This is a genomic window from Actinomadura fibrosa, from assembly GCF_900659615.1.
GTDB classification, from domain to species: domain Bacteria; phylum Actinomycetota; class Actinomycetes; order Streptosporangiales; family Streptosporangiaceae; genus Spirillospora; species Spirillospora fibrosa.
Map to the genome: position 1 here is coordinate 1 of NZ_CAACUY010000107.1, position 23,169 is coordinate 23,169.

The 23,169-nt window shown below is 74.1% G+C and carries 16 protein-coding genes; 2 read left to right on the plus strand and 14 right to left on the minus strand.

Going from position 1 to position 23,169, the window contains the following annotated elements; translation table 11 throughout:
• The 7 genes from E1300_RS28690 to E1300_RS28720 form a co-directional block, all read right to left on the minus strand.
• Nucleotides 1-1,359 (minus strand): MFS transporter (locus tag E1300_RS28690; protein WP_131760211.1); only part of this gene is annotated, 1,359 nt, incomplete at its 3' end.
• Between the two features lie 23 nt (nucleotides 1,360-1,382).
• Nucleotides 1,383-3,023 carry a carboxylesterase/lipase family protein gene (locus E1300_RS28695; protein WP_131760212.1) on the minus strand — a complete coding sequence of 547 codons (1,641 nt, stop codon included), beginning with the start codon at nucleotides 3,021-3,023 and terminating at the stop codon, nucleotides 1,383-1,385.
• A gap of 90 nt (nucleotides 3,024-3,113) precedes the next feature.
• Entirely contained in the window at nucleotides 3,114-3,722 is a 609-nt protein-coding gene (locus E1300_RS28700) for an enediyne antibiotic chromoprotein (RefSeq protein WP_165503038.1), read from the minus strand.
• A gap of 166 nt (nucleotides 3,723-3,888) precedes the next feature.
• Nucleotides 3,889-4,713, minus strand: coding sequence for a TIGR03084 family metal-binding protein (locus E1300_RS28705; protein WP_207400006.1), 825 nt, complete (start codon nucleotides 4,711-4,713; stop codon nucleotides 3,889-3,891).
• 22 nt (nucleotides 4,714-4,735) lie between these two features.
• On the minus strand, nucleotides 4,736-5,881 hold the full coding sequence (locus tag E1300_RS28710; RefSeq protein WP_131760215.1) for a carboxymuconolactone decarboxylase family protein: 1,146 nt from the start codon (nucleotides 5,879-5,881) through the stop codon (nucleotides 4,736-4,738).
• Nucleotides 5,878-7,563: a GMC family oxidoreductase N-terminal domain-containing protein gene (locus E1300_RS28715; protein ID WP_131760216.1), complete on the minus strand. Its 1,686-nt coding sequence runs from the start codon at nucleotides 7,561-7,563 to the stop codon at nucleotides 5,878-5,880. Before E1300_RS28715 ends, E1300_RS28710 begins: the two co-directional genes overlap by 4 nt.
• A complete protein-coding gene (locus tag E1300_RS28720; RefSeq protein ID WP_131760217.1) occupies nucleotides 7,560-8,129 on the minus strand; it encodes a DUF5987 family protein in 570 nt (189 codons plus the stop codon). Before E1300_RS28720 ends, E1300_RS28715 begins: the two co-directional genes overlap by 4 nt.
• Nucleotides 8,130-8,749: 620 nt before the next feature.
• Between E1300_RS28720 and E1300_RS28725 the strand changes: the two genes are divergently transcribed.
• A complete protein-coding gene (locus tag E1300_RS28725; RefSeq protein ID WP_131760218.1) occupies nucleotides 8,750-9,691 on the plus strand; it encodes a ParB/RepB/Spo0J family partition protein in 942 nt (313 codons plus the stop codon).
• 287 nt (nucleotides 9,692-9,978) lie between these two features.
• Entirely contained in the window at nucleotides 9,979-10,737 is a 759-nt protein-coding gene (locus E1300_RS28730; protein ID WP_131760219.1) for a helix-turn-helix domain-containing protein, read from the plus strand.
• A 197-nt stretch (nucleotides 10,738-10,934) separates the two neighbouring features.
• Here E1300_RS28730 and E1300_RS28735 read toward each other — a convergent pair whose 3' ends face one another.
• Genes E1300_RS28735 through E1300_RS28765 form a run of 7 tightly spaced genes read right to left on the minus strand, consistent with a single transcriptional unit; the run spans nucleotide 10,935 to nucleotide 23,144 of the window.
• A complete protein-coding gene (locus E1300_RS28735; protein WP_131760220.1) occupies nucleotides 10,935-12,302 on the minus strand; it encodes a cytochrome P450 in 1,368 nt (455 codons plus the stop codon).
• On the minus strand, nucleotides 12,299-12,832 hold the full coding sequence (locus E1300_RS28740) for a flavin reductase family protein (RefSeq protein ID WP_131760221.1): 534 nt from the start codon (nucleotides 12,830-12,832) through the stop codon (nucleotides 12,299-12,301). The genes E1300_RS28735 and E1300_RS28740 overlap by 4 nt, the downstream gene beginning before the upstream one ends.
• The gene (locus E1300_RS28745; RefSeq protein ID WP_131760222.1) at nucleotides 12,822-13,295 is read right to left on the minus strand and encodes an acyl-CoA thioesterase; all 474 of its coding nucleotides are present in this window, start codon (nucleotides 13,293-13,295) and stop codon (nucleotides 12,822-12,824) included. Before E1300_RS28745 ends, E1300_RS28740 begins: the two co-directional genes overlap by 11 nt.
• Before the next feature lies 1 nt (nucleotide 13,296).
• Entirely contained in the window at nucleotides 13,297-19,140 is a 5,844-nt protein-coding gene (locus tag E1300_RS28750; protein ID WP_131760223.1) for a type I polyketide synthase, read from the minus strand.
• 3 nt (nucleotides 19,141-19,143) lie between these two features.
• The gene (locus tag E1300_RS28755) at nucleotides 19,144-20,142 is read right to left on the minus strand and encodes an enediyne biosynthesis protein (RefSeq protein WP_242619452.1); all 999 of its coding nucleotides are present in this window, start codon (nucleotides 20,140-20,142) and stop codon (nucleotides 19,144-19,146) included.
• Nucleotides 20,143-20,147: 5 nt separating this feature from the next.
• Nucleotides 20,148-22,112, minus strand: a complete 1,965-nt coding sequence (locus E1300_RS28760) for a CRTAC1 family protein (RefSeq protein WP_131760224.1) — start codon at nucleotides 22,110-22,112, stop codon at nucleotides 20,148-20,150.
• 3 nt (nucleotides 22,113-22,115) lie between these two features.
• A complete protein-coding gene (locus E1300_RS28765) occupies nucleotides 22,116-23,144 on the minus strand; it encodes a DUF1702 family protein (RefSeq protein ID WP_242619453.1) in 1,029 nt (342 codons plus the stop codon).
• Nucleotides 23,145-23,169 lie beyond the last annotated feature (25 nt).

Genomic DNA, 23,169 nt, shown 5'->3' on the forward strand with positions numbered 1-23,169 from the left:
CGCGGCGCCGATGACGCTGTCGCGGGCGGACGCGGCCGCGTCCGGCGGCACCCCGGCGGGCAGCGTCCGCATCCGCGCCGCGTACACGGCGTTCCCCAGCACGCCCAGCGCCGCGATGCCCGCGGCCGTCCCGAGCTGGCCGCACGTCTCGTTGAGCGAGGCGGCGGATCCCGCCCGGCCGGGCGGCGCGGAGCGCAGGACCAGGTGCGCGCACAGGGCCGACAGCGGGCCGATGCCGACCGACGACACCACCAGCCCCGCCATCAGCAGTGTCCGGCGCCCCGGGCCGTCGATCGGGAGCAGCATCAGGTAGCCGCCGGCGACGACGGCCAGCCCCGCCGCGATCGCGGACCCCGGCCTGATCCAGCGGGTCAGGCCCGGGGCGACCTGGACGGCGAGGACCGTGGCGAGCGTGGAGGGCAGCAGCCACACCGCGGTGGCCAGCGGCGACATGCCCTCGACCGTCTGGAGGTAGAGGCCGACGAACAGCTGCGCGCCGCTGAGCACGCCCGCCACCGCCGTCAGGGACACCGCGGCGCCGAGCGTCCTCAGCCGGAGCAGTCCGATGTCGAGCAGCGGGTCCGCCAGCGAGCGCTGCGAGCGGGCGAAGACCGCACCGCAGACGGCGCCCACCGCGACGGCGGCGGCCGATGTCGTGCCGGGCCCCTCACGGGCCAGCCCTTTGAGGCCGTAGGTCAGCAGCAGGACGGTCGCCAGGGACAGCAGCACGCTGGGAACGTGCAGCCGTCCGGCCGCGGGGTTCCGGTGCTCGGGGAGCAGCCGGGGCCCGAGCAGCAGCACCGCGAGCGCCACCGGCACGTTCAGCAGGAAGACCGACCCCCACCAGAAGGCGTCCAGCAGGGTGCCGGCGGCCAGCGGACCGAGCGCGGTGCCGCCCACGTAGCAGCTCATCCAGAAGGCGACCGCGCGGGCGTGCCGCCGGGCGTCGGGGAACATGCCCCTGATCAGCCCCATGATGGACGGCACCAGCGCGGCCGAGGCCACGCCCACCAGTGCCCGGCTCGCGATGAGCATGCCGGGATTGACGGCGTAGGCGGCGGTCACCGACACGGCCCCCAGGCATGCCGTCCCGAGGAGCAGCAGGCGCCTGCGGCCGATGCGGTCGCCGAGCGCGCCCGCCGGAACGAGCAGCCCGGCCATCGTGAACACGCCGATGTCGGCGATCCAGAGCTGTTCGGCGGCGCCGGCCCGCAGATCGGTGCTCAGCCGTGGCAGCACCAGGTAGAGGATCGAGTTGTCGAGGGCGATCAGCAGGGTGGGCAGGCCGAGGATCGCCAGGCCGACCAGGTCGCGTGGCACGACCCGGGAGCGCGGCCCGCTCGGAGTCGTCTCCGCCATCAGAGGTCCTCTCCGGATCCGGCTCAGTAGCGCACCGAGAGCCAGAACCTGTAGTGGTGCGCCTGTGCGAGGTCCGCCGGGTGGACGCCGGCCGGTCCGGGGGCCAGTACCTGGGCGCGGTCGGAGGCGGCGTCGCCCAGCGGCCACGGCGGAAGGCCGGGACGGTTCGGATCGCCCGTCCGCGCGAACCGCGTCCAGTAGCCGATCATCTGCTCGGACAGCCGTCGCTGCGCCGGGGCGAGCACGCGTCCGCGGAAGTAGCGGGTGTCGAACAGGTACTGGAGTTCGGAGTCCTGGAAGGAGCCCGTGGGGAAGCTCGGTTTCGCGACATCGGTGTACCAGGGGGCGTTCTCGTCAGCGAACTCGTAGGCGTAGACGCGCAGGCGTGGAGAGAGGAGGCGGACGGTGTCGAGCATGGGGCGCGCGAGCAGCGCGTCGGTCGCCGCCGCCGACCATGCCAGGCTGGGGACGCCGCCGTAGTCCTTCAGCGGATACCGGTTCAGCACCTTGCCCGCTCCGTCCGCGCCGGCGAAGGCGCGCAGGCGGCGGCGGTACCCCTCCTCGGTGAGCGGCGCGGATCCGAACTCCTCCAGGAAGGCGTCGGAGGTGCGGTAGGCGTCCCGGTTGATGCCGACCATCAGCGGGACCCGCGCGATGTCGCCCGCCTCGAACGCCTTGAGCGGATCGACCGGCAGCACACCGCCCCCGCCGTACACCGGCGTGTACTCCAGCGCGGGCGCCCTGTCCAGGAGGAGCGCCACCGGCCGGGAACGCAGGCAGGACGCGGCCGTGCCCGGATCGGCGCACCCCACGTCCCTGGCCAGGGCGAGCCCTTGCCCCTCCGCCTCGGCGCGGGGCCGCGGCATGCCGAGGGGCGTCGGGTCCGGCGTCCCGTCCGCGTTCGGCACGGTGTGGAGCAGGCAGGGGTTGCTCATGGTGATGGCCCGCTCGAACAGCCCGGCGGCGCGCGGCGCGGCCATCTGGAGGCACACCGCCTTGCCGCCCGACCACTGCCCGAAGATCGTCACGTTGTGCGGGTCGCCGCCGAAGGCCGCGGCGTTGCCGCGCACCCAGCGCAGCGCGGCCTGCTGGTCCTCCAGGCCGAAGTTCCCCGACCTGCGGTCGGCCGTCCCCCCGTCGAGCGCCGGATGGGCGAGGAAGCCGAACACTCCGAGCCGGTAGTTGACCGTCACGACCATGACGTCGCCGCGTGCGGCGAGCCCGGTCGCACGGGTGTCGCCGCCCGCGCCCGAGCTGAACCCGCCGCCGTGGAACCAGACCATCACGGGCAGCCCGCGTCCGGCGGCGCGCCGCGGCGTCGTCACGTTCAGGTAGAGGCAGTCCTCCGAGCCGCTGGCGGCGTAGGGCGGGAGTTCGAGCTGCGCGCAGGCCGGGCCGGGCTCCGCGGCACCGCGGACGCCGGTCCACGGCCTCGGAGGGACCGGAGCCGTCCAGCGCCTGTCCCCGATGGGCGGGGCGGCGTACGGGATGCCGGAGAAGTCCCGGCGCGCGCCGGTGACCGTGCCGCGGACGAGTCCGTGATCCGTCACCGCCACGACCGGATCCGCCGCGCCCGCCGGCGGGGTCGCGCCATGGACCGCGGGTACGAGGATGGCCACGAGCGCGGCCGTCAGCGCCCCCGGCCTCGCGATGCGCCGTCTCACGGTCCGCCCTCCTCACCCAGCCGGTACGGATGGCCGCCGCCGGGCCTCGCGGTCGGCGGCCCGGCAGCGGCTCACCACTCGATGCCCGCGTCAGCCCGCGCTCGGCGCCTGCGCCGCCGGCGGCGCGGCGGGGACCTGCGCTCCCTGCTGCGTCGCGGGGGCCTGCGCCCCCTGCTGCGTCGCCGGGGCTTGCGCTCCCTGCTGCGCGGTGGCGGTCCCCTGGAGACCCTGACCGCCGCCGTCGGGCGCGAACGAGATGGGGGCGGAGGTGGCGTCGCCCCCGTCGAGGGCGGCGACGCCGACGATGCACCGGGCCAGGTGACAGTCGAGGTCGAACATCTCACCGTTGCCCATGACGCCCGTGAAGCGCGAGTGCACGGTCAGCGGCGTGCTGAACGCCCCGCCCTTGCCCGGCTCGATCTCGACTCGCGTGTTGGGGTCACAGGCCCAGTCGTTGCTCGCTATCCGGACGCCGCACTCCTGGGCGTAGTAGGTGTACTCGGGGTCCAGCCCGCGGCCCGACACCCCGACGGCGGCCGTGGACGGCAGGTCGGTCGCCGGATTCACCTCGATGGTGGCTTCCTTCATGGAAGGCTTCGGGGCGCGGGCTTCGGCCGCCGTCGACGGCGCCTGGGCGGCCAGCGCGAGGCCGAGGCCGACCGAGGCCACGGCAACGGATCTGGCCAGCAGCGATTTCACGATGCGAATCTCCATTCTTTCGGTCGCCGACTGTCGCCGACTCACGCCAGCACGACGATGCGAATGAGAACGATCGGGAAGGCGTGGTCGCCTGCTCGCGTTCTCAGCGTTACTCCATTCTTTCCGCGCCACGAAAAAAGGGCATCTCCCAGAATGCCGGAGCACGTCAACCACGTCCGACGGAGGGAACGCGGTGGGCACGGGCGAACTGGCCGGGGGCTCTGCCCGGACCGGCCGGGCCCCGGTATGCCTGGGCGACGTCCAGGAAACGGTCCGCCTCCTCCCCCTCGGCGGTCAGCGCCAGATCGTCCCTGTGCCGACGCCGGGTGACCAGTAGGCAGAAGTCCTCCGCTGGACCACCGATGCGATTGTCGGCGTCCTCCGGGCCCGTTTCCCACGACGCCCCGGAAGGGGTGCGCAATTCGTATCGGAAGGGCATTTCCGGGGCCTTCAGGCCGCGGGCCTGGTAGCCGAACTCGCGGACCAGCGTCGCGAATCCGGCGACGTGCATGATCCGGTCGGTCCGCTCCACCCGGGTCCCCAGGGCGTCGGCGATGTCCTGCCCGTGCCCGAACAGCTCCATCATCCCGGCGCAGCCGAGGATCTGGGGCGGGAGCGGCCGTACGAGCCAGGGAACCGTCCGGTCGGCCGGGACGGCCGCGAGCGCCTCGGCGGCACTCCGCCGCGCGGCGCGCCAGTGGCCGAGCAGCACCGGCGGCGGCTCGGCCAGGTACGGGGCCATCGCCCCGGCCACGTTCGCGGTGAAGTCCTCCGAGAGCCCCGCCCGCATCGCCTCGAACCCCGCCGGATCCGCCGCCGCCGACGCGGCCATGCGGAAGACCGACGTCAGATGGGCGATCTGGTGGGCGACCGTCCAGCCGGGGGCGGGGGTGGGAAGGCGCCATCCGGCCTCGTCCAAGCCGGCGACCAGGCCGTCGACCTGCTCTCCCTCGGCGACGAGGTCGGCCATAACGCTCTGCGGGTCGGTCACTTGTCCGTCCTCTCGTCGGTTCTCATCGACGTCCATCGTCGGCTCGGGTCGCGCCGGGCACATCTCCTCCCGTGCGCGGTCCGGGTCCCGGAGCACGGCCGGTCGGCGTGCCGGACCAGGCGGCGGGGGCGGCGGCCCGGAGCCCGGCGACGGCCCGCCCGGCCGCGGTGAACGCCGCCCACCCGACGAGCCCCACGAGGTCCTGGCCGTCTCCGGTGCCGTTCCGGTACGCGATGACGTCGGCCGGCCCGGTCCGGTACGAGGCGAGCGCCGCCAGCAGCGCGAGACGGCCCGCCGGGCGCTCGGCGGGCGGAAGGGCCTCCACCGAGTCCGCGATCCGGATCCGGTGCGCGCCGAGCGGCGGGCAAGCTTCGCCGAGCTCGTCCCGTACGAGCCGGCGCACTCGTTCCGGCGCCCATCGCCGGGCCTCCTCGTCGAAGACCGTGGCGGCCCGCGCCACGGCTCCGGCGACATGCGGGGCACCGGCGGCCCAGGCCAGGTCCCGCGGCAGCCGAGCCTCGGGCAGCAGGTCAAGGGACGCACCCGGAGGAAGCGCGCGACTCGCCGGACCGCGCAGCAGCCGGCCCGACAGCCGCCGCAGGCCCCCGCGCAGCCGCTCGGGCGTCCGCGCCGGGAACGGCGAATCGCGGAGGAAGACGTTGACCATCCGGTTGAGGTAGTGGAAGGCGAGCGCCACCCCGAGCAGTTCCGCGCCGTGCTCGGACGGCACCGTGCCCGGTGGCGGCGCCCCGTCGCGCGCCCACCGCGCGATGCCCCGCAGCCGCGGGTCGGTGGCGGCCGCCGGCCGGTCCCGGAGCAGCGCGGCGGCGTTCCGGCCGATCAGCGCGTGCAGGACGGCGCCGTGCACGTCCACGCAGTAGGGGCAGGCGTTGGCGAGGGACACCGCGGCCGCGACCACCTCTTTGGCGGGGCGGTCGGCCCGTCCGTCCGCCAGCAGCGTCTCGCGCAGCAGCGTCCAGCAGGCCGCCAGGGCCTCAGGCGCCGGCGCGTGCAGGGCCACCGGCGGGGCGAGCATGCCGAAGTCCCGTTCGACCTGCGCGTAGACCCGAGCGACGAGGCCCTCCGCCGCGTCCGGCGCCACCGTCCGGACGTAGCGCACATGGCTCGGCGCCGCCCTCCGGGTCGCCCGGACGAGCAGTCCGCTCATCTCCGCCGCGCGCCCGGCACCGACCGCGGATCCCGGGCGAGATGGGCCGCGAGCGGCGCGGTCGCACGGCGGGCGGCGGTCTCTCCCGCCGGGCCGGGCGCCCCGTAGGTCACCGGGACGCCGCGCCGCCGCGCGGACTCGACGAGGCCCGGCATGGCGCGCTCGGCCAGGGCCGCGATCGTCATCGCCGGGTTCACCGTGAGCGCGGCCGGCACCGCGGATCCGTCGGTGACGAAGATGCCCGGATGGCCGCGCAGCTCGTGCCGGCCGTCCAGCGCGGACGTCGCCGGGTCATCGCCGATGCGGCAGGACGCGAGCGGGTGCACCGTGTACGCGCCGACCAGCTCACCGGTCCACGGGAGCACGGTGGCGAGCCCGTCGCGCTCGGCGATGGCACGGACCGCGGCGTCGGACTCGGCCCATCCGCGCAGCGTGTTCGCCGTCGGGTGGTAGCGCAGGGTGCCCCGGCCGAGCATCTGCTGGGAGATCCGGACGGCGTTGCCGGTGGCGGGCGGTTCCCCGAAGACGCCCTCGTTGTCGTCCTCGGACATCGTGAAGACCGTCAGCCAGGACTGCCAGCGCCGCAGCATCTCCTTCTTCGCCGGCCCGAACCACTCCGGCCCGGCCGGGCCCGGCGCCTGCGCGAGGATGGTGCCGAGCCCGGGCGGGAAGTAGAGCTGCTCCAGCGAGAAGCGGGAGTACTCGGGCAGCGACGCGTCGAGCCGGTCCCAGTTCGCGACGGCGGGCCCCCGCCCGATCTGGTTGGCGGCGTAGGCCCGGCCGCCGTCGCGGGACAGGCCGAGCAGGTCCCGGGCCCGGTCCTCGTCGACGACCGCGGTGTTGAGCCGCTCGCCGTTGCCCGACAGGTAGCGGCCGACCGCGTGCGGCATCCGGCCGAGGGCCCGCTCCGAACGGCGGAGGATCACCGGCGTGGCGGCGGCGCCGGCGGCCAGCACGACGATCTTCGCGTCGATGCTGCCGCCGTCCGTGTGCACGCGGTAGTCGTCGCCGTCGACCACGGTGTAGTGCACCCGGTAGCCGCCGTCGTCGTTGCGGGACAGGTGCTGGACCTCGTGCAGCGGCCGGATCCGGGCGCCGTGCGCGAGGGCGGCCGGCAGGTAGTTGGCCAGCAGCGACCGCTTGGCGCCGAAGCGGCAGCCCGCGATCATCCAGTTGCAGTTCACGCAGGTGCCCGTGTCGACGGCCACCGGCACGGGATTCGCGGTGTGCCCGGCCCGCGCGCACGCCGCCGCCCACAGCCCGCCCGCATAGGGGACCTCGTCCCAGTCCTGCGTCGTCACCGGCAGCGCTTCGGCGACCCGGTCGTACCAGGGGTCCAGCGTGTCCCGGGAGACGTCCGCCGGCCACATGCGCCGCCGCAGGCTCCCGCGCCGCTCGAAGGCGAAGCCCGGCGCCCGCGGCATGGCGGCGAAGTAGACGACGCTGCCGCCGCCGACGCAGTTGCCGCCGAGGACGCTGAGCCCGTCCCCGATCACGAAGTCGAAGATCCTCGTATAGGAGGACCCGAGCCTGAAGTCGTGCTCGAACTCCTCGTCCGCCAGCCACGGGCCGCGCTCCAGCAGCACGACTCCCGCTCCCCCGGCCGCCAGATGGTAGGCGGCGACGGCACCGCCGAAACCGCTGCCGACCACCAGGACGTCGGTGCTCTCGACGGCGGTCATGCCGGGCTGCCGGAGGCGGTGGTGGCCGGGTGCGGGTCGGCCAGCCGGCACCGGTAGGAGAAGGCGGGGAAGCGCCACAGGCCGTCGGGGTCCGGGTCCGCCAGCCCCAGCGTCCGCAGGCCGGGGTGGCCCGCCGCGAGCGCGTCGCGCGTGTGCAGGTGGGCCGCGCTGTCGAAGGCCATGAAGCAGAACAGGGCGACGCCGATCCACGCCTCCCGCTCGGGATGCCCGGGAGCGGTCAGCGCCTTCACCAGCGCGGTGCGCTCCGTGAAGGGCAGGGCGGCGAAGGCGGGGGCTCCCGGCTCCCGGCCGGGTTCCCGCCGCCGCAGGTGCTCGCGTGCGTGCTCGTTCAGCCGCCGGACCAGGTCGTCCAGCCCGTCGCCGATCCCGGTGGCGGGGTCGTCCAGCAGGGTCAGGGCGCCCGCCTCCACCGCCCCCGGGCCGGGCGCGGCGCCTGCGACCGCCCTGTCGCCGGGCGTGCGCCGGGCGCCCGGGATGATCGTGTCGGCGAAGGCCTCAAGCGTCGTCGTTCTCGGCCCGTCGTCGTACGGGAACGCCGGATCCACGGTCCACCTCCCATCAGCTCGTCCCCGCGGGCCCGCTCGATCGCGTCAATGCCTCGCCGGCCTCGGCCTCCCGATGCGGCGATGCCCGGATGCCCGGACGCCCGCCAGGCACGGGCGGTGGAGCGGGGTCGTCCTCCCGGGCTCGCTCCTCATCGTCCCGGCCGCGTCGAGCGGGCGCTTCTCCGAGCATGCCGTCCGGCCGGGGCCGTCCGATCGCGGTACTGCCCGCGGGCGACGGGCCGCGGGCCGACCATGGCGGTACCGCCCGGCCTGTTACATTCCGTGGTCAGATCGAGCTATCCTCCCCGGACGATCACCAAGGCCATCACTCAGCGTCATTTATGGGCTGACCTGCGGACTCACAGGTCCGGCCAGGTCAACGTCTTGTGGACAGGGTGGGATGCGGGACGCGTGAGGGGCCTTGTCACAGACGGGGGAGCCGGTATCTTCTTGCCTGTCCAAGCAGCCGGGCGTCCGCACCATGAACCGTGCGTTCAGGCTGGCTCGCCGCATTTTCGCGAACCCGAGGAAGAATCGTGGGGACGGTGCACAGGGAAGCGAGTGGCAAACCCCCCCATACGGGCAACGACGGCGTTTCGGAGAATGGTTTCGCCGCCCGCATGGTTCCGCTCGATCTCCTCCGTCCCGGCGACTCCCCGCGCACGACCGAGAATGCCGAGCACATACGCCGGCTCGCCGACGACAGTGTGCAGTTCCCGCCGATACTCGTCCATCGCGCGTCGATGCGCATCATCGACGGTCACCACCGCGCCAAGGCGGCCGCCCTCCGCGGTCGCGACGAGGTCGAGGTCCTGCTGGTGGACGGCGACGACGACGCCGTCTTCCTCCGCGCGGTCGCGGAGAACTCCCGGCACGGGCTTCCCCTGTCGCTGCCCGAGCGCCGGGCGGCCGCGCTGCGCGTGCTCGCGACCCACCCGGACCTGTCCGACCGGGCGATCGGCCTGCTCACGGGCCTGTCGCCGAAGACCGTCGGACGGCTGCGCCGACGTTCGACCGCGGAAGTACCGGACTTGAACACGGACGTGCGCCGCGGGGTCGACGGCAGGAGCCGGCCGGTCAGCGCCGCCACCGGGCGCCGCCGCGCCGCCGAGATCATCGCCGCCGATCCGTCCGCCACGCTCCGCGAGATCGCCAAGGCCGCGGGCGTCTCGGTGGGCACCGCGCACGACGTCCGCCTCAGGGTCCGGCGCGGGACGGATCCGGCACCCGGCCGGCAGCGCGCGACCGGAGGCATCACCATGCCCGTCGGCGCGCCGCCGGCCGGCTCCATGTCCACCGGCGGCCGGTCCGCGGCCTCGGCCGGACTGCCCCGGCTCCTGCCCCGGCTGGCCTCCGATCCGGCCGTGCGGCAGACCGAGACGGGGCGCGGCCTGTTGCGGCTCCTGCACGCGCACGCCGCGGCAGGCGCCGGCTGGCCGGCCATCGCCGAGGCGCTGCCGCCGCACTGCGCGGGAACGGTCATAGCGATCGCCCGGGAGTGCGCACGCGACTGGGAGCGGCTGGCCCGGAGGCTCGAACAGAGGGCGGACGGCACGCGCTGACCCCGCCGCGCGGACGCGCCATCCGCCCGCCGGGTCGCCCGGCACGACGCCGTCGGCGGTACGCCGCACCATTCGACGCCCGTCACGGTATGGCGCGCATCCTTCGTTTCCCGCGGTATGGCGAGCACCATTCCACTATCGATTCCGCTCTGTTCAGCGGACGAGTCTCTCTTTTTTCCGCCGCGAATTACCATTGAGCCAGGTAAGGAGGAAGGCCGATCCCGGTCCGACCGACTCCGGATCGGATGCTCCTTCCGGTCACATCGCCTCACCTTCGGCAGGGGAAGATGCAGCTCACCGACCGGCGCACCGAAGAGCGGATCACACGGGTCATCGAGAGCATTCAGCAGAACATCGGCGAGTCGATCACCATCGACGACATGGCCCGGATCGCGATGTTCAGCAAATTCCATTTCAGCAGGGTGTTCCAGCGGGCCACCGGGATCTCGCCCGGCCGGTTCCTGTCGGCCGTACGGCTTCAGGAGGCCAAGCGGCTCCTGCTGACCACCTCACTCAGCGTCACCGACATCGGCCAGCAGGTCGGTTACACCAGCGGCGGCACCTTCAGCACGCGGTTCAAGAAGTGCGTCGGCCTCTCCCCCAGCGACTACCGCAGGCTCGGCGGGACCGCCCCGCACATCGCCGACGCCCCTCCCCGGCCCCGCCACCGTGCGTCGATGCACGGCCAGGTCCGCGTCTCCGGCGAGATCACGGGTGAGCTGGGCACCGTGTTCGTCGGGCTCTTCCCCGAGCCGATCCCTCAGGGCGCCCCGGTCCGCTGTACGGTGCTGAGCCGTCCCGGCCCGTACAGGCTGGACAACGTTCCCCTCGGCCAGTGGTACCTGCTGGCACAGTCCGTTCGGCCCGGACGAGAGGAATGCGTCGACGAACGCCCCGCGGTGGCCGTCCACGGGCCGGTCGCGATCGATGCCGTCCAGGGCTCCAGGGCGATGGACGTGCGGCTGAGGCCGATGCAGATCCTCGATCCGCCCGTGCTCATGGCGCTGTCGGACGCGCGGCGGTCCGCACTGCGGAGAGCGAGCTGACGGGGAGCGGGGCGGAACGGGCGCGCTGAGCACCCCGCGACCAGCGGCGCGCTGTGCCAGGCCTGTCGCCTGGCGCACCGCGCCGCCGAAGCGCGTCTCGCGGTCCGTTCGCGCCCACGCCACCGAGGCGTCTCAGACGGTGCGCGTGTCAGACGGTGCGCGTCTCAGACAGTGCGCGCTTCAGACGGTGTCGCGTTTCAGACGGTGCGCACCGTCATCGGCAGGCCGCCCCGGATGCGCAGGGACAGCATCGGTTCCGGCCGCACACGGTACTGCGGGAGGGGGTCCAGGTGCAGTTCCCGCATCACCATCGCCAAGACGATCGTCGCCTCCAGCATGCCCAGGTGACTGCCGACGCAGAACCGGGGTCCAGCGCCGAACGGGAGGTAGGCGTAGGGCGACAGCGCACCGGAGTTCCCGGGGGCGAACCGCTCCGGGTCGAAACGCTCGGGCGCGGTCCAGAACCGCGGGTGGCGGTGAAGAGTGTAGGGGCAGATCAGGACGTCCTTGCCCGCGGGTATGCGATACCCGCCGACCTCGTCGTCGTCCTGGGCGACCCGGGTCAGGATCCACACCGGCGGGTAGAGCCGCAAGGCCTCCTGGAGGACCATCGTGGCGTAGGGCAGGCCGCGCAGGTCGTCCGCGCCCGGCGCGCGGTCGCCGAGGTGCGAGACGACCTCCGCGCGCAGCCGTGCCGCCACCCGCGGATGCTGCCCGAGGAGGTGGAACGTCCAGCCGAGGGTGCTCGCGGTCGTCTCATGGCCCGCGAGGAGCAGGGTGACGAGCTCGTCCCGGACGCGCCGCCGGCCGATCCGGGGGTCGCTCTCGGCGCGGGCGGAGGCGAGCAGCCGCGACAGCGCGTCATCGCCGGCGGGCTCGCCCGCACGGCCGGCCACCAGCCGGTCGACGAGGCGTTCGAGCTCCGCCCGGGCCCGGCGGAAGCGGCGCTGGTGCGGAAGCGGCAGCCACATCGGCACCATGCCCTGCGTCACCATCTCGAACATCGCCTGGTCCTGGACGGCCTCGAAGGCGGCGGCCACCGATCCGTGACCGCCGAGGTCCGCGTCCAGCAGGGTGCGGCCCAGCACACCGAGGGTGAGACCCGTCAGCTCCGCGACGACGTCCACGGGCCCGCCGCCCACCCGCGCCCGCAGCCGCGCGACCAGTGTCGCGGCCTCCTCGGCGATCAGTCCCGCCCGCGCGCCGATCCGCTTGGTCCGGAACGCGGGCCGGACGGCGGCGCGCTGGCGGCGCCACATCTCCCCCTCGCTGGTCAGCAGGCCGTCTCCGAGGGCGCGGCGCGCCTGCACGAGCCCGATCCCCTTGTGGTAGTTGGCGCTGTTGTCCGCGAGCACGTGCCGGGCGTGGTCGGGGTGGTTGAACACGTACAGCGTCCGGGGGCCGAGGCGCACGCGCACCGCGTCCCCGAGCAACGCCGCCGAGGTCAGCATGCCGAGCCGGTCCCGCGCCAGCTTCCGCAGCAGCGAGGGCAGCGCCGTCAGCGGCGGACCCGGCGGTGTCCGGCTCCGCTCCGCATGCCCGGCCGGACGCGTGACCCCGCTCATGCCACCTCCCGTTGCAGTGCCGCGATCCGCCCGAACCCTCCCCGGTGGAACACCAGGGCCTCCTGCCGCGCGGCGGGACGGTCGAGCGACAGCACCCGGCCGACGAAGATCGAGTGATCGCCGCCCTCGTGGACGTCGCAGGCCCGCAGCTCGAACCGGGCCAGGGCACCGCGGATCAGCGGCACCCCCGTCACCGGGCCCGGCTCGCAGTCGACGCCGTCGAACTGCGCCGCGCCGAGCGTGCGGGAGCGGTCCGCGAAATGCCGGGCCACCGGTTCCTGCGCCGCGGCGAGGACGGAGATCCCGAAGCTCCCGGCGGCGAGCCGTCCGTGCATGACGGCCTCGTGACCGACGCAGACCAGGGCCAGCGGCGGATCCAGCGACACCGAGGTGAAGGAGTTGGCGGTCATGCCGTGCGGGTCGGCGCCTCCGACGGTCACCACGGCCACGCCCGTGGCGAACTCGCCGAATGTGCGCCGCAGCGTCCACGCGTCCGGTGCCGTCCGGGGAACCGGGCCCTCAGTCCCCACCGGGCCTCCCGCACAGGTCGGCCGCGGCGCCCGCGTCGCGGGCGTACGGTGCCAGCGCCCGGGCCAGCGGCTCGGGAACGCGGACCGGGACGGTGCGGGCGCTGGGACCGCGCATGCACGCCACGCGCTGGCGGCCGCGCGCGACCAGGGCCTGCGAGCCGTCCGGGTCCAGCCGCACGTAGTCGAAGCCCATGTCCACCTGGGTCTGCGCCAGTTCCAGCAGGCGCATGCGGATGGACAGCTCGTCGAACGCGGTGACCTCGGCGAAGAACTCGCAGTCGACCTTCAGCGTGAACAGTTTCAGGTCGTCGCGCAGGTCGGCGAGCAGCTGGGGGGCGCGCTCCTTCAGGAACAGCTCGCGGCAGCGGCCCTGCCAGCGCAGATGGTTGACGTAGTAGACGTTGCCGACGAGGTTGGTCTCCTCGAAGCCGACCGTGTGCCGGTACTCGAAGTAGCCGTCCATCTCAGGACCGTCCTTCCGCGAGAACTGCGATCACCACTCGGCCGGGGCGGCCGCGCACGGTGGTGGCCAGGGTCGCGATCCGCACCGGGCCGGACGCGAGGACGACCCAGGCGCCGCCGGAGTGCGGCGTGAGCGTCAGCGGCGCGCCGGCGGGGACCTCCGCCTTGCGCAGGCACTCGATCGCCGACCAGACGCGGGTGGCGGCGGTGTCGTGCCCGTCCGCGTTCTCGGCGGCGATCAGCCGGGCCAGCGGCGCGTGCCGGCCGAGGAGGCCCTCCCACGCCGGCCCTGACCGCTCCGCCACGGCCTCGATGTCGCAGGCCGCCGTGCCGCCGGCGACGACGCACAGGGTGGCCCCGGCGCCGTGCGCGGCCGAGATCGTGCGTCCGTCGGCGAGTTCCGGGCGGCCGTCCGGCCGGTACCGGATCCGGACCGGGTGCCCGAGCGCCCGTTCCGCAGCCAGCGCGGTGCGGGCGCGGCGCGCCTCGACTCCGCCGCCGGCCTCCCCGTCGGGTTCGACGGCCACGGCCATCCGCGCTCCGGTCCGCTCCTCCACCTCGCGTTCCAGATAGGGACCGAGCAGCGGGGCCGTCCAAGGGCCGCGGCCGTCGCCCTTGCGCACGGCGCGCAGGCGCAGCCCTTCCCAGCGTTCGACGAGCGTGCCGTCGGCGTCGCGGACGGCGACGTCGTAGACGTAGGTGTCCCCGTCGCGTTCCCGCTCGGTCGCGCAGAAGCGCAGCTCGCCGCTGACCCGCGGGCCCGCGGGCCACACCCGCTCCACGCCCGACGGCAGCAGCGTGGCGTCGGGGACGCACACCTGGTTGCCGTGCATCAGGGCGTCCCGCATGCCGGGGTCGGCGAGCACCATCGCCTCGGGCAGGAACCGCGCGAACCAGCCGGGCGAGGAGCCGGCGGGCACGGCGGTGACCTCGGCGTCGACATGACGCGCGGCCGCCCTGCGGTAGCGGCCCAGCCGGTGGAACCGGGCGCCCTGGAACAGCACGCTTCCGTACAGCTCGGACGCCGGGTCCAGGGCGACGGCGGGCAGGCCGTCCCCGCATCCGCGGGACGCGCCGGCGGGCGGGCGCTCGTCCGTGTACACGAGCAGCGCGGTGAAGTGGTCGGCGGAGAAGCCGGTCTCCGAACTGCGGATCGCCACGCGCACCGCGTCGTCGTCCACGACGGTCGCGGCGAGGCGGATCGTCGTCCCGCCGCGCGCCGGGACGACGATCGGCCGCGTGAAGCCGACCTGCTCGAAGACGGGGGTCGTCCGGCGCCCGGTCACGGCGGCGGCCGCCTGCGCCATGGCCTCCATCCCCATCACCGCCGGGAAGACCAGGCTCCCGTCCAGCGCGTGATCGGCCAGATAGGGGTCGGAGCCGACGTTCAGCTCCACTTCCGTGACCAGTTCCACGCCGTGGTACCGCAGCAGCGGACGGCCGGCGAACCGCAGCAGCGGCAGCTCCGGCAGGTCGTGGCGGACGGTGTCGGCGGCACCGGTCCGGCCGCTGACCACCACGACCGGCGGCACGTCCGGGTCGGCGACGAGCCGCCGCATGATCTCGACGCCCTGGCGGGGCGTGACGGCCGTGACGCCGTCGCGCTCCAGCGCCTCGACGACGGCGAGGCGCTCGCCCATCCCGACGCCGGACCACACCGACCACTCCATGCAGACCGTGCGGCAGTGCGGATGCCCGGCGGCGAAGGCGCGAGTCAGGTCGGCGAGCCGTTCGTTGGCGACGGCGTAGTGCGCCTCGCCGCGCAGCCCCGCCCGGCCGATGATGCTGCCGAAGGTCACCAGCAGCCTGAGGCGGCCGGGGTCCACGGCGCCGAGCACCGTCCGGAGCCCGCCGGCCTTCGGGGCGAGAGCGCGGTGGAACGCGGCGGCGTCGAGGGCCGCCAGCGGCGCGGGCTCGTTGCGGCCCGCCCCGTGCAGCACGGCGGTGACGGGCCCGAGTGCCTCGCTCAACTCGGCCACGGCGGCACGGACCCGGTCGCCGTCGCCAACGTCGGCGCGCGCGTAGCGGACGTCCGCGCCAGCGTCGGCCATCCGCCGCAGGTTGGCCGCGAGCTCCTCGTCGGCGGCGGGATCGGCCCGGCCGACCAGCGCGAGCCGCGCACCCGTGCCGAGGGCGAGGGCCAGCGCGCACTCGGCGGTGATGCCCTTGCCGCCGCCGGTCGCGAGGACCACGTCCGAGGCGTCCAGTGGCATGTCGGTCCGCTCCGGCCGGACGGGCAGCGCGCAGAGCGTGGGCACCGTCCGCGCGCCGTCGCCGTCGTAATGCGCCTCGGCGAATCCGCTGGTGGCCGCGACCTCGTCCACCACGCGGCGCACGGCTCCGCCCGTCAGCGGGGTGTGGACGATCGTGACGTGCAGATCGGGGGACTCCTGCCGGAGCGTCCTGGCCAGCGCCGCCGCCCCGAGATCCTCCTGCACCAGGACGAACCGGCCCCCCGCCGCGAGCCGCTGGGCCTGCTGCGCTCCCCTGAGCGCGAGGCCCGGCCACTCCTCGGGGCAGCCGCCGCCCAGGCAGACCAGCACGCCGTCGCCCACGCGCGCACGTTCCAGCGCCTCCCGCAGCGGCTCGGCCAGGGGGTGGCCGGGGGCGGCGTGCGCCTGCCACCGGCCGGCGGCCTCACGGGCGCGGCGCGCGGGCAGCGGCCGCGGATCGAGGACCACGGCGAACGAGCGGGCCCAGGCGGCGGCACCGGCCACGGCCTGACCCCGTCCGCGATCGCCCGGCTGGGCGGTGGCGGCCATCGTGTCGAGCACGGCGGCCAGTTCCCGGACGGTGGCGGTGGCGAAGCCGGAAGGCGCCTGCACGGCCGGCAGGTCCAGCGACAGCGCCGCCCGGTTCATGATCTCGCCTACGGCGATCGAGCTGAGATGCAGGCCGTCCAGGGGACGGCTCTCCTCGGTCACCATCTCCGGAGGGAGCTCCACGCGCTCGGCGAGCAGCCGCCGCAGCAACTCCACGGTGGGTTCCGGATCGCCGCCCGCTCCGCGTCCGCCCAGCGCCGGACAGGCCGCCGAGGGCCGCGCCGACGCCGGACGCGCCGGTTCCGGCTCCGCACCGACGCCGGGCCGGGCGCTCTCGGCGACCAGCGGAGCCGACTCGCACGGGCTGGAGAAGAACGAGAACTCGGCGCCGATGCGCAGCGGGCGCACCAGCCGTCCCCGGAACAGCGCGTCGAACCGCATCGGCGCGCCGATGACGTAGGCCGCCGCCATCGCGGCGCACAGCCTGCCCAGCGACTCGTCCTCGACGTCCAGCGGGAGGGCGGGCACGTCGGTGGTCTGGGCGGCGAGGTGGCACAGCACCCGGCCGGGCCCGACCTCGACGAACAGGTCGACCTCCTTGGCGGCCAGTTCGACCGCCCGGGCGAACAGCACCGGTTCGACGATCTGGCGCCGCAGGTGCCCGCGCAGGTCGGCGTCCGCGGGCAGGTCCGCACCGGTCACGGTCGAGACGGTCCGCCGCGCGACGCCGCCGAACCGCTCCTCCGCCAGCGCCGCCGCGAACGCCTCGGCCGCCGGAGCCACGAGCGGCGAATGGAACGCGTGCGAGACGGGCAGGCGGGTCCAGCCGACTCCCGACCGCCCCGCCTCGCGGCCGAGCTCGTCGAGGTCGTCGATCGTTCCGGACACGACGGTGTGGCGCGGGCCGTTGTACCCGGCGATCGTGACCGGACGGCCCGCCGCCAGCGCCGCCGCCGCGCCGGGCGGGGCGGACAGCCCGATCATGCCGCCGGGCAGGGCGTGCTCCGCCATGGCGGCGCCGCGCAGGCCCACCACGCGCAGCAGCGCCTCCGCGTCCATCGCGCCCGCCCAGTGCAGCGCCGTGATCTCGCCGAGGCTGTGCCCGACCGCGACCGAGCCCTCCAGGCCGAAGAGGGACAGGGCCCGCAGGCCGGCCAGCGACCCGGTGGCGATGCGCGGCTGGGCGACCTCGGTGGCCGCCATGTCGCCGCCGGCGGGCAGGTCCGCCCGCTCGTAGACCTCCTCCACCTCGGCGAAGCGCCGCCGCAGCGCGCCGCCTCCGGTGCCGCCGCCCGATCCCTGCCCCGGGAACAGGAGGCCGATCCGCCCCGTGCCGCCGGCGTGCCCGAGGAACGTCCGGCCGTCGGCGGACGCGTGGCCGGACTCCCCGGAGTCGAGCGCCTCGATCACCCGGCGCAGCCCGCGCTCGGCGTCCTCGGGGGACGACACCACCAGCGCCGCCCGATGCGGCCGGTCACGGAGATCCCCGTACAGAACGGCGGCGAGGTCGGCCAGCTGGGCGTAGGACAGCCGGGGAACGAAGGACGCCAGCTCGGTCAGGCGTTCCCGCAGGACACCTGGCGTGTCGCCGTCGATCAGGAGGAGCTCCACGTCCTGGACGGCGGAGACGAGGGCCTCGCCGCACGCGCCGGGCATGCCGTCCCGAGGCCGCGAGCCGCCAGAGCCTTCGACGCCTTCCAGGACGACATGGCTGTTGATGCCACCGAATCCCATCGCGGTGACCCCGGCGCGCGGCGGAGCACCGTCCGGCCACGGCTCCGCCTTCGCCAGCACCCGCAGGACCGCGGGCTCCTCGTCCAGCACAGGGTGCGGGTCGCCGCACCCGATGGTCGGAGGGAGCAGCCGGTGGCGCACCGCCATCACGGCCTTGATGAAGCCGGCCACCCCGGCCGCGGCCTTGGTGTGCCCGATCACCGCCTTGATCGAGCCGATCGCGGCGGGCGCGGCACCCGCGGAGGCCTCCCGGCGGGCCTCCGACAGAGCCCGCAGCTCGACCTCGTCCCCGACCGGTGTACCGGTGCCGTGCCCCTCGAACAGCGGCACCGTGCCGATACCGAAACCCGCGTGCTCGTAGGCGCGCCGCAACGCGAGCCGGTAGCCGCGGGCGTCCGGGCGGGTGATGCCGCCGTGCCCGTCGGACGAGATCCCCCAGCCGGCGACGGTGGCGTAGACCGGGCGACCCTGCGCGCGGGCGTCGGCCTCGCGCATCAGCACGACCATCCCGCAGCCCTCGCCGGGCCAGAAGCCGTTGGAGCGGCGGTCGTAGAGCCGCATCTCCTCCCGGGCCAGCGCGCCCGCCTTGGCGAATCCCACGATCTCGAACGGGTCGATGGACAGGTCGACGCCGCCCGCGACGGCGGCGTCCGCCTCGCCCGCGAGCAGGGACCGGCAGGCCGCCGTCACCGACAGCAGCGAGGACGCGCAGGCGCCGTCGACCGTGTAGCCGCCGCCTCCCAAGTCGAAGTGGTTGCAGACGCGTCCCGCGATGGTGTTCGACAGCCCCCCGGCCAGAGTGTCCTCGTCGACCGGTGGGAACGGCTCCTTGTAGGCGCGTTCCAGGTCGGCGAGGAAGCCGTCCAGCCGGTGGCCGCTCCAGCCCTCGCGCTCGGTCAGGACGGCGGCGACGACACGGTGCACGTACGGCCAGCGCAGCCGCATGAGGTTGGCCCGCGTGCGGTCGCCGGTCAGCGTGTTCCCGACGATCACCGCCGTACGGTCCCGGGGCAGCCCCTCGCCCTCCGGGAAGCCGGCGTCGGCCAGGGCCCGGCCCGCCACGTCGAGCGCGAGCCAGTGGGTGAGGTCCGTGGACCGGTAGGTGCTTCCGGCGATCCGGTGCGCCGTACGGTCGAACGCGTAGCCCTCGATGACGGCGGCGTAGCGCGCGTAGAAGCGGTCAGGGGCGGACGGGTCGGCGTCCCAGTAGTCCTCCAGCCGCATCCGCTCGCCGGGCAGCCGGCGGAAGGCGCGCCGCCCGGCCACCGCGTTCTCCCACAGCTCGCCCGGGGACGCGGCGTCCGGATACCGGCACGCCATGCCGACGACCGCCGTGCGCTCCCCGCTCATCGCCTACCGCCCGCCTGCAGGCGCGGGGTCGGCGACACGCGGCGTTCGTTCGGCCACCGCATCCCTGCCACGGACCTTCGCGGAGATGTGAAGCCACCACAGGAACAGCCCGCGGGCCAGGCAGACGATCGCCGTGGCGAAGAAGAGGCCGTAGGCGACGCCCGCCCCCGTGAGGACGCCGTAGACGAGCGCGACGCCGCCGCCGAAGGCGAACTGGGAGACCGGCGCCGAGGGGCTCGTCCCGGGGTCGGTCACCATGTAGTTGGTGTAGAGCACGAACGCGACGCCGGTCATCATGATCAGCGCGGCCGGGATCGAGGTGCCCAGCAGCAGGCCGCGCACGACCGCCTGGACCACGTACATCGACAGCCACCCCAGGATCAGCCACATCCGTCCGGTCAGCTTCGCGTTGAGCATGGTGCCCGCCGCCATGATGAACGCCGGGACGAGCCAGTCGACCGGGGCGCCGAACCGCTCGGTGAAGTGGTACGGCGGTGCGATGCTCGCCCACGGGAACAGCAGCAGGATCACCGTGATCCCGAAGTTGGACGGGTTCATGAAGTGCCGCATCCGCCCGCGGTCCGGAGCCCGCAGCACCCATTTCGCGCCGATCGCGACCAGGACGCCGAAGACCATGACCCAGACCCGGTCGTTGACGTAGGTCAGCATGTTCACGGCCAGACCGGTGATGTGCGCCGGGTAGAGGAACTCCAGTACCCCCTTCCGCCCCCGGCCCGCGAACCGCGGCGGCCGCCCGTCCGCCCGGGCACCGACGACCTCCAGCAGCGTCTCGAAGCCGTAGGCGCTGGCCAGCGCGATGAAAGGCCATGTCCACGGCTGCTCGAACCCGAGGATCGTGTAGCCGAGGACGTTGAACACCGACATGGATATGGCGAAGTTGCGCAGCGCGATGACGACCTTGGGGTCGTGCCTGGCCGGTGCGGGCGCCTCCGCGGCCTCCTGCGCCGGAACGGACACGGGAGACGACATGGTCGATGACATGGCGGTCACTTCTCCTTGGCGTGGGAGCCGAGCAGCAGCGTGTGGCGGCCGGGGTCGAGCCGGAAGTCCTGCCGGCGCACCTGACCTGACCGGTCGCGCCAGCGCAGGCCGACCCGGACCGGGCCGCCCGGGTCCGGCCCGAGCCCGACATGCACCACCTCGTCGCGCTTGCCGGAGTGCCCGCTGCCGCCGTCGACGTGCGCGACCTGGACGCGGCCGTCGCGCGTGGTGACCGTGACCTGCGCGTCGGTCACCGGGGACCCGGCGGCGGGCAGCGGACCCGGCGCGGGCCTGGTGTCGCGCAGCAGCCGCAACCGGAGGTACCGGCCCGGGGACGTGCCGGTGTTGCGGTAGAAGACGGGCTCGGCCCACTGCCGGGCGATGGCCATGTCGAGCCGCCCGTCGCCGTCGGCGTCACCGACGGCGACGCCGCGCGTCGGGATCGGAACGTCCAGGCCGAGCCGCCGCGCCACGTTCTCGTACCCGCCGTCCCGCCCCTTGACGAAGAACGCCGGCCGCTGATCGCCCGCGAGGTCGTCGCCCTTCCTCACATGCGGCCACCAGCGCGGATCCTCGACCACCAGGTCGTTGGCCGCGGCGAGCTCCTGGAGCTGCGGCCACCGGTTGACCCTCCCCTTGACGAACCCGGTGGCCTGAACGATCGCCGGGTCGCCGCTGTTGGCGAAGTCGGCGACCTTCACGTCCCACGCCCACCCCGCCCAGGCGGTGCCGAGCTCGGTGCTCCGGTCGCGCCACGGCGCCCGCCCGGCGTCCAGTTGCCCACGCAGGTCGCTCTGGTCCCTCGCGCCGTTGATGAACTGGAGGTTGCTCTCCTGGATGCCGAACGTAGTGGTGATGTTGCTGACGAAGATGTCGTAGAGGCCGTCGTGGTCGAAGTCGGCGAAGTCGACGCCCATGCCCTTGAACGAGTCGCCGCCGAGCCGCTTCGACTTGGGCAGGCCCGGCGTGCGCGCGCCGTGCACCGGCTGGAACTCGATCTTCCCCGGCCGGGAGATGTTGTGCAGCAGCGCGTCCGGCCCGTGGTCCTGGGCGATGTAGAGCTCGGGCAGCTGGTCGCCGTCCAGGTCGTTGGCGCCCGCGGCCAGGACCCAGCCCCGGGAGACCCTCTCGGGCAGCGCACCCTCGACCCGCTGGAACGCCACCGACGGCCGCTCCCCCGTCGACGCGCCCGTCCAGCGGAAGAAGTGGTCCTCGCCGCCGTTCGACGCGTTGGAGAGCGACCTGTTCATCGCTACCCCGCCGCTCTTGCGGTCGTCCAGCACGGGCCCGTCCGGGAAGTAGTCGCCCAGGTAGACGTCGTCGTGGCCGTCACCGTCGAAGTCGGCGACCGCCACGACGTTGGAGTTCCACTCGGGACCGGTGTACGTCCTGCCCGCGCTCTGCCCAGGGACGAGTTCCGTCGCCGCATAGGCGCCCGGGTCGAGCTTCCTGGCGTCCGGACGGGCCAGGTGCACGATCGGGGTGCGGCCCCAGTAGTAGACCAGCAGGTCCGTGCGACCGTCCTCGTTGAAGTCACCTGGTACGCAGCCCATGGGCGCCATGGCCTCGTCCATGGGCAGATCACCGGCCGTCAGCGCGAAGGGGGCGTACCGGTGGAAGCCCGCGCCGGGCGCCGGTGTGACGGACACCTGATCGGTGCGCGGGTCCGTGACGCACAGGTCGTTCGACAGCCCGTCGCCGTCCAGGTCGTTCATGGCGACGCCCGCCCCGACCGAGGAGATCCACGCGTCGATGTGCCGGTAGTCCCTGTTGACGTGCCGGATCGTCTGCCGCGTCATCCCTCCCGGCAGGGCGATGCGCATCGGCGCGAAACCGTAACCCCGCGCGGCCGCGGCCTGCTCGGACGCGGGCGCACCCGGCAGGCGAACAGCGAAAAACACCGCCACCACCGTCACGAGGACGACCGCCGCCGGCGACTGCCTGCGCAGCCGCCCGGAGATATCACTCACCGATCAGCACCTCCCGCGGGTCGCGAATTCATCGGCGATGCACCGCCGCCATTCCTCGAAGAGCGGTCCGCTGGAGTCCGCGGCACGGCCGGGCGCGAGCAACCGCGCCCCCACATCGGCACAGAGCCGCGCCGCCCGCTCCGGCGCCATGTCGCAGAAGACCTCGGTCGCGACCGCCGTATGGGGCACCTCCAGCCCCGCACGCCGCCGGGCTTCCGCGGCGAACGCGCTCCCCTGGGCCACGTACGGGCGATGCCGCCCCGCGCCTTTCCAGAAAGCCCGCAACTCGACCTCGTCCGCACCGCCCGCATAAGTGGCGGCCAGGCCCGCACCGGCGTACAGGTCGGAATGCCGTTCCGACGGAAATCCCTCGATCAACGCCGTGACGACATCGGGCGTGGCCCCGCCGACGAACCACAGGGCACGTCCGATTCCCTGGTCGAGAGCACGACCGGCGTACCCGTGCGGATCGTGCGCGGGCCAGGGGAAACGAGGAGCCCGATAGTGGCGGCGCACGTACTGCTCCGTGCGGAAGTACGCCTGATGGAAGCCGTAACCGTCCAATACGAACCATTGCAGCACAGGATCCAGACGGAGCTTCGGCCAGCGAGACCTCGGTAGTTTCGCCATGGCCCAGCCGACGCCGATATAGACCATGTAGACATGAGCATCGCCACATCCCGCGAGATACTCACGGACCCGGCGACCACGCGCGAACGTCAGCGCGTCCACAACGGCGAACCCCATGCCCGCGCCCTCATAGGCGAACCCGCGAAACCGCGGAGAAATACCGTCGAGACGAGCTGGCAGCGCCGCTGCGGTTCCCACTTCGACAGCCTCCCCGAAGCCTCTCAGGAAGTTCCTGCCAACGCTCTCCAGCATGCCCCTGACTTCGGCGCTCTTCACATGGAAACCCCGCTTGGACGCGGTCGTCTCCGAGTCGTCCGGAGTGAGCAGGCGGCGCCCCGCCTTTCGCAACATCGCAGGCAACGCGTTCCTCCCGTCACGTCCGCAGCCCCAACGCTTGATCACTTCCTGCAGGAGAACACCTACCACC

Coding starts and splice junctions, on each gene's coding strand:
- E1300_RS28710 (WP_131760215.1), bottom strand. CDS start 5,881: ATGAGCGGACTGCTCGTCCGGGCGACCCGGAGGGCGGCGCCGAGCCAT.
- E1300_RS28715 (WP_131760216.1), bottom strand. CDS start 7,563: ATGACCGCCGTCGAGAGCACCGACGTCCTGGTGGTCGGCAGCGGTTTC.
- E1300_RS28725 (WP_131760218.1), top strand. CDS start 8,750: ATGGTTCCGCTCGATCTCCTCCGTCCCGGCGACTCCCCGCGCACGACC.
- E1300_RS28730 (WP_131760219.1), top strand. CDS start 9,979: ATGCAGCTCACCGACCGGCGCACCGAAGAGCGGATCACACGGGTCATC.
- E1300_RS28735 (WP_131760220.1), bottom strand. CDS start 12,302: ATGAGCGGGGTCACGCGTCCGGCCGGGCATGCGGAGCGGAGCCGGACA.
- E1300_RS28745 (WP_131760222.1), bottom strand. CDS start 13,295: ATGGACGGCTACTTCGAGTACCGGCACACGGTCGGCTTCGAGGAGACC.
- E1300_RS28750 (WP_131760223.1), bottom strand. CDS start 19,140: ATGAGCGGGGAGCGCACGGCGGTCGTCGGCATGGCGTGCCGGTATCCG.
- E1300_RS28755 (WP_242619452.1), bottom strand. CDS start 20,142: ATGTCATCGACCATGTCGTCTCCCGTGTCCGTTCCGGCGCAGGAGGCC.